The sequence below is a fragment of the Mycobacterium sp. genome (genome assembly GCF_040509115.1).
Taxonomy (GTDB): Bacteria; Actinomycetota; Actinomycetes; order Mycobacteriales; family Mycobacteriaceae; genus Mycobacterium.
On sequence record NZ_JBEVLO010000531.1, the window covers coordinates 1 to 5,576 of the forward strand.

General features: G+C 66.1%; 6 protein-coding genes. All 6 read left to right on the forward strand.

The genetic code is table 11. The annotated features are described in order from the left end of the window. The coding region (locus ABW137_RS35730; protein ID WP_526407681.1) for a LacI family DNA-binding transcriptional regulator at positions 1 to 445 on the forward strand (445 nt) is incomplete at its 5' end. Between the two features lie 147 nt (positions 446 to 592). Further along, on the forward strand, positions 593 to 1,903 hold the full coding sequence (locus tag ABW137_RS35735; RefSeq protein ID WP_526407683.1) for an extracellular solute-binding protein: 1,311 nt from the start codon (positions 593 to 595) through the stop codon (positions 1,901 to 1,903). Beyond that, the gene (locus tag ABW137_RS35740) at positions 1,900 to 2,829 is read left to right on the forward strand and encodes a carbohydrate ABC transporter permease (RefSeq protein ID WP_526407685.1); all 930 of its coding nucleotides are present in this window, start codon (positions 1,900 to 1,902) and stop codon (positions 2,827 to 2,829) included. Before ABW137_RS35735 ends, ABW137_RS35740 begins: the two co-directional genes overlap by 4 nt. Further along, the gene (locus ABW137_RS35745) at positions 2,829 to 3,662 is read left to right on the forward strand and encodes a carbohydrate ABC transporter permease (protein ID WP_526407687.1); all 834 of its coding nucleotides are present in this window, start codon (positions 2,829 to 2,831) and stop codon (positions 3,660 to 3,662) included. The genes ABW137_RS35740 and ABW137_RS35745 overlap by 1 nt, the downstream gene beginning before the upstream one ends. A gap of 2 nt (positions 3,663 to 3,664) precedes the next feature. Next, positions 3,665 to 4,933, forward strand: coding sequence for an ABC transporter ATP-binding protein (locus ABW137_RS35750; RefSeq protein WP_526407689.1), 1,269 nt, complete (start codon positions 3,665 to 3,667; stop codon positions 4,931 to 4,933). A gap of 14 nt (positions 4,934 to 4,947) precedes the next feature. Further along, positions 4,948 to 5,576: lipopolysaccharide kinase InaA family protein (locus tag ABW137_RS35755; RefSeq protein ID WP_526407691.1), on the forward strand; the 629-nt coding region annotated here is incomplete at its 3' end.

Here is a 5,576-nt window from a genome sequence, read left to right on the forward strand (position 1 = left end):
GGCGCTGGCACCAGGCGGGGAGGCATGGGCGACCGACGAGGCTCGGATCCGCGGATTCCACCGTCAGATCGCTGACGCCCAGCTGCCGGAGCCGACGGTGGTGACCGTGCAGTGGGGGGTCGACGGCGGTGCGAGGGGAATGGAGGAACTGCTAAGCGGTCCCCGGCTACCCACCGCGGTGTTCTGCCATTCCGATGAGATTGCGATCGGCGCGCTGCGCACGCTCCGCCGCGCGGGAGTATCGGTACCGCAACAGGTTTCGGTGATCGGCGTGGACAACCATCCCTCTGCCGAGATCGCCGATCTCACCACCGTCGCCCAACCCGCCCGCCAACAGGGCGAGATTGCTGCCCGCGTGCTGATTGCGCGGCCGAGCACCGGGCCGCGGATCACGATGCTGCCGACCCGATTGGTCGTGCGCGGCTCGACCGCCCCGCCTCGATAGCCGGCCCGACACCACGCTCGCGGCTGAAACATGGCTCAGCTTGAGGCAACTCACCAAACCTGCGTGTGAGGTGTGCCACACTCGTCTGCAAGCCGGACATGGCTGCTCGTGACTCTCGGAAGATCACCGATCGACAGACGAGGATGCATGAAACGATTTCAGTTAGCCCGGCCGCGGACGCGCCGGGCAATTGCGCTGGCCAGCGCCCCGTTACTGGCCGCCACCATGTTGACCGGCTGTGGCAGCGACGGTGGGCCCCCGACCTTGACCTGGTACGCCATGCCGGACAACGGTGGCGCCGCCACCAGGGCGCAGGAGTGCGCTGACGCGTCCAACGGCGCCTACCGGGTGAACATCGAGACGCTGCCCGCCAACGCCACCGGCCAGCGCGAGCAGATGGTCCGTCGCCTTGCCGCGCGGGATTCGTCGATCGACGTGGTCAGCGTCGACGTGGTGTTCACCGCAGAATTCGCCAACGCCGGTTTCCTGCGGCCGTTCACCCCCGAGGAGACCAGCCGTCTGACGGCGGGCATGTTGCCCGCTCCCGTCGAGACCGGCATGTGGGACGGCACCCTCTACGCCGCACCGTTCAAGTCCAACGCCCAGCTGCTGTGGTTTCGCAAGTCGGTGGCCGCGGCGGCGGGCGTCGACCCCACCAGTGAGAACTTCACCTGGGACGAGATGCTCAAAGCCGCTGTCAGCCAGGACAAGACGATCGGCGAACAGGGTGCCCGCTACGAGGGCTACATGGTGTGGATCAACGCGCTGGTGCTCTCTGCAGGGGGCGAGGTGATCGAGAACGCCGAGGCAGGCCGCGATGCCACCCCGTCGCTGAACAGCCCAGCCGGGCTCAAGGCTGCGGAGATCATCGGCAACCTCGCCCGCTCGAGCGCCGCAGCGCCCGACTTGTCCAACGCGCAGGAAGAGAACGCCCGGTCGATCTTCCAGACCGACAAGGGCGGGTTCATGCTCAATTGGCCATTCGTACTCGCCGCGGCCCGCGAGGCCGCCGAGGAGGGCACGCTGGACAAGGCCGTCGTCGACGACTTCGGCTGGGCGCGTTACCCGCGGGTGCTGCCGGACAAGCCCAGCGCGCCGCCACTGGGCGGGGCGAACCTGGGCGTCGGCGCGTACTCGAAGCACCAGGACCTGGCAGCCAAGCTCATCGAATGCGTGAACGCCCTGCCGAAGGCCACGCAGTACATGCTCGACGAGGGCGAGCCCTCGCCCTACGCGGCGTCCTACGACGACCCCGAGGTCCGGGCGGAGTACGACAACGCCGATCTGATCCGCGAGTCGATCGCCGAAGGCGGGCCACGGCCGCTGACTCCGTTCTACGTCGACATAGCCGGAGCGATCACCCAGACCTGGCATCCTCCGGCGTCCGTCACGGCCGAAACCCCGGAGAGGACCGACCAATTTATTGCTGATGTCTTGGCGGGAAGGCGGCTGCTGTGACGACCCTCGAGGAACGGCCCACCGAGCAGTCACCCGAGAAGGCGTCGATCAGCGAGCGGGTCCGTGGGGAACGCCGACTGGGGATGTACCTGACGTTGCCGTCGTACCTGGTGATGATCCTGGTCACCGCGTATCCGCTTGGCTATGCACTGGTGCTGTCGCTGTACAACTTTCGGCTCACCGATCCCGACGGTCGCAGCTTCGTCGGGCTCAGCAACTACCTGGTGATCTTGACCGACCCGGTCTGGTGGAACGACTTCATCACGACGCTGGCGATCACGGTGGTGACCGTCGCCGTCGAACTCGTCGTCGGATTCGCCTTCGCGTTCGTGATGCTGCGCATCGTCCGCGGCCGCGGCCCGTTGCGCACCGCGATCCTAATTCCCTACGGAATCGTCACCGTGGTGTCGGCGTTCATCTGGCGCTACGCGTTCGCGATCGACGCAGGCTTCGTCAACCAGTGGCTGAATCTCGGCGCGTTCGATTGGTTCGGCGACCGCTGGTCGGCGATCTTCGTGATCTGCCTTTCGGAGATCTGGAAGACCACGCCATTCATCTCGCTCCTGCTGTTGGCTGGGTTGGTGCAGGTGCCCGAGGACATGCAGGAGGCCGCCAAGGTCGACGGTGCGACGGCGTGGCAGCGGCTGTGGAAGATCACGCTGCCGAACATGAAGGCCGCCATCATGGTGGCCCTGCTGTTCCGCACGCTGGACGCCTGGCGCATCTTCGACAACCCGTACGTCATGACCAACGGCGCCAACAACACCGAGACCATCTCGTTCCTGGCCTACCGCCAGAACGTCACACTGGTCAATCTCGGCATGGGGTCCGCGGTTTCGGTGGTGCTGTTCTTCACCGTCGTGATCATCGCCTGGATCTTCGTCAAGGTGTTCAAGACCGATCTGTCGCAAGTCAGGGGTGACTAGTGAACTCCGTCAAGGTCGACCGGCGCTGGACCATCGCCGGCATCGTCATCGTGATCTACAGCTTCTTTCCCCTGCTGTGGATGATCAGCCTGGCGTTCAAGCCACCGTCGGACATCGTCTCGGGCGCCCCGCAGTTCCTGCCGACGTCGTTCACGCTGGACAACTTCGCCCAGATCTTCAGCAATCCGTTGTTCACCAGTGCGCTGCTCAACTCGATCGGCATCGCCATCATCGCCACCCTGATCTCGGTCGTCATCGCGATGTTCGCGGCGTATGCGATTGCGCGCCTTGAATTCCGGGGCAAGAAGGTGCTGCTGTCGCTGGCGCTGGGCATCGCCATGTTCCCGCAGGCGGCACTCGTCGGCCCGCTGTTCGACATGTGGCGCGGCCTGGGCATCTACGACACTTGGCTGGGGTTGATCATCCCGTACCTGACCTTCGCCCTGCCGCTTTCGATCTGGACCATGTCGGCGTTCTTCCGGCAGATTCCCTGGGAGATGGAGCACGCCGCCCAGGTCGACGGCGCCACGGCGTGGCAGGCCTTCCGAAAGGTCATCGTGCCGCTGGCGTCGCCAGGGGTGTTCACCACCGCGATCCTGACGTTCTTCTTCTGCTGGAACGACTTCCTGTTCGCCATCTCGCTGACGTCCACCAACAGCGCCCGCACCGTGCCCGCGGCGCTGGCGTTCTTCCAGGGCGCCTCGTACTTCGAGTCGCCGGTGCCCTACATCATGGCGGCGTCGGTGATCGTCACCATCCCCGTCGTCATCCTCGTCCTCGTCTTCCAACGTCGCATCGTCGCCGGCCTCACCTCCGGCGCAGTGAAGGGATAACCATGGCAGCAATCACCATGCGCAACATCGTCAAGAAGTACGGTGACGGATTCCCCGCCGTCAACGACGTCAGCATCGACGTCGCCGACGGCGAGTTCATGATCCTGGTGGGCCCGTCGGGCTGTGGAAAGTCCACGCTGCTGCGGATGATCGTCGGGCTGGAGGACATCACGTCCGGCGACATGATCATCGGGGACACCCGGGTCAACGACAAGGCGCCCCGCGACCGCAACCTGGCGATGGTGTTCCAGAACTATGCGCTGTACCCGCACCTGACGGTGTTCGAGAACATCGCCTTCCCACTGCGGTTGTCCGGCAAGCACTCCGACGAGGAGATCCGCAAGCTCGTCACCGAAGCGGCGGACACCCTTGAGCTCGGCGAGCACCTGGAACGCAAGCCCGCCAACCTGTCCGGTGGCCAGCGTCAGCGGGTGGCGATGGGCCGGGCCATCGTGCGCCAGGCCGACGCATTCCTGTTCGACGAGCCGTTGAGCAACCTCGACGCCAAGCTGCGCGGCCAGATGCGCACCGAAATCCTGCGGTTGCAGCGCCGACTCGGCGTCACCACCGTGTACGTCACCCACGATCAGACCGAGGCCATGACGCTCGGCGACCGCGTCGCCGTGCTGAAGAAGGGGGTGCTCCAACAGATCGCCAGCCCGCGTGAACTCTACGACCAGCCCGTCAACCTGTTCGTGGCCGGGTTCATCGGATCGCCGCCGATGAACTTCGTGCCCGCCCGCGTCACCGGAGACAAGATCGAGCTGCCGTTCGTGACGATCCCGCTGCAGGACGACTGGCGGGGCAAGGTCGAGGACGGCAAGATCTACATCGCGGGCATCCGACCCGGAGCATTCGAGGACGCCGAATTCGTGGATGCGGGCAAGAAGGCCCGCGGCGTCACCTTCGACGTCACCATCGACGTGACGGAGTGGCTGGGCAACGAGCAGTACGCCTTCGTGCCGTTCGAGGCGCCCGCCGAAATCGTCTCGCAGCTGGCCGAACTCGCGACCGAGCTGGACAGCGAGCAGATGCGGACCCAGATCTGCGTCGAACTCGATCCGCTGAGCCGGGTGCGCAACGGCGACAACGCCACGCTGTGGCTGGACTCCGAGCGGATGCACCTGTTCGACCCCGCCAACGGTGACAACGTCACCAGGGTCGCCCACGCCGACGACAACGCCGACTCCAACGCCAACGCCCACGCCGACGACGCGTCCGGACGCCACGCCGCCGCGGCAGGCGGCGACTCGATCAGCGCGCCGCGCTAACCAGGCAACACGACGTGGCCGCACCGGAGCTGCGGCTGCGGGCCCCTTCCTCCGGTCTGTTGTCACTGCCATGGGAGCGACCGCTCGCCGAGTGGCTGGTACCCGATGTTCCGTTGCGGGACATCGCCGTTGGGCCCAGCCGGCACCTCGTCAGATTCGTCGAGTGCGACGGCGCGCTGTGGGCACTCAAGGAACTCCCGCCACGCATTGCCGTGCGCGAGTACGACGTGCTGAGCCAGTTGGAGGAGATGCGCCTCAACGCGGTGCGGCCCGCGGGTCTGGTGCGCCAACCCGACTTCGACACCGCAATCCTGCTGACCCGCTACCTCATCGGCTCTTGGCAGTACCGTCGGTTGTTCCTGCGGCTGCCGCCCGACGCGCCCAAACAGCGGGCCCGCTTGCTGGACGGCATGGCGTCGCTGCTGGTCGAATTGCACCGGCGTGGCGTGTTCTGGGGCGACTGCTCGTTGGCGAACACGCTGTTCTCCCGCGACGGTCAGGTGCTGCAAGCATCGCTCGTCGATGCCGAAACCAGCGAGGTGCACCATCCGCGCCTGTCCGACGGCCAGCGGCAGCTCGACGTCGACGTGACGGTGGAGAACGTCGCGGCGGGACTGATGGACATCGCGGCGCGCCTCGACGG

Bases quoted from the DNA above. Each gene is read 5' to 3' on its own strand.
- ABW137_RS35735 (WP_526407683.1), top strand. From the start codon at position 593: ATGAAACGATTTCAGTTAGCCCGGCCGCGGACGCGCCGGGCAATTGCG.
- ABW137_RS35750 (WP_526407689.1), top strand. From the start codon at position 3,665: ATGGCAGCAATCACCATGCGCAACATCGTCAAGAAGTACGGTGACGGA.